Raw genomic sequence first — 954 nt, 5'->3', positions numbered from 1 at the left:
GGGCTGCTCTGGCCAAGCAATTGTGCTCAGGTGATTCGGCGTTGAGGCCTCGCTGGCAAGAGCGACCTTTTTTCAAGCTGGGACGACTCTCGCTTCAGTTGCCGTGGATGATGGCTGTACGGAATAACTCTGCTTCTGTTATCAACAACCTACGACGGTTGGGCGCTCGGCGAAATGAAACCAAGGAAGAGACTCGCCGAATTGAAGAGCGGCTCGGAGCATTGTTTAGAGAACGCGGGTTCCAGGTGCTTGTTGGGTACGAAGTCTCTCCACCTGTTGCAGAGGATGCCAACGCGGGAGAAGTTGATTTAATTTGTGCTCGAGACGGTCATGTGCTTATCTTGGAGCTCAAGTCAACCTACCAGCGCCGTTCTGTGAAGGAGGCGTGGGCACATCGCACTTCCACGCTTCGAAAGGCAGGGCTGCAACTGAGAAGAAAAGTCCCCGCTGTCCAGCGGGCACTTGAGCTAGACATGGAATTAATGACTGCGCTCGGTCTTGTGAACAGTCAGCCCACGTTCACGGCTTGGATCGTTGATACATCGATCGAATGGGATCACCAACTGTTCGGAGGTTTCCTAAAGGTATCCCTGGAAGAGGTACTGATTGCACTGCGAGATGACAGGCGGCTACTCAATGACCCGCATGGGCTGCTTGCTGGTCATGCCGACCGCGCTGACCGGCGGGAGGAGTATGCGGAGCTCGTCAAAAATGAAACCCTATACCCGGATGGCTTTTCCATTGAGCGGCTTGTTGAGGTAATTGAGACGGCTGCCGTATGGGCTGGCAGTCTTTGACGGTGTATGGTGGGCAGTCTTCATCGGCCCGGCAGGGCTAGGTGCGCTTGATCCTTATGCGTGTGGAAATGACAGCTTTGTAGTTCGTCACCGCCGTTCATGTTTTGCAGAATATTGGCTGCAACCGCTGCAACCGCTGCAACCGCTGCAACCGCTG

At 54.7% G+C, this 954-nt stretch carries 1 protein-coding gene; it reads left to right on the top strand.

The annotated features are described in order from the left end of the window. On the top strand, nt 1-797 hold a 797-nt coding region (locus tag HF327_RS21830), incomplete at its 5' end, for a hypothetical protein (protein WP_198462442.1). Nucleotides 798-954 lie beyond the last annotated feature (157 nt).

It is taken from the genome of Comamonas suwonensis (genome assembly GCF_012844455.2).
Taxonomy (GTDB): Bacteria; Pseudomonadota; Gammaproteobacteria; order Burkholderiales; family Burkholderiaceae_C; genus Comamonas; species Comamonas suwonensis.
The sequence above is the reverse complement of the archived record's forward strand: the minus strand, read 5'-3'. Positions and strand labels throughout refer to the sequence as shown.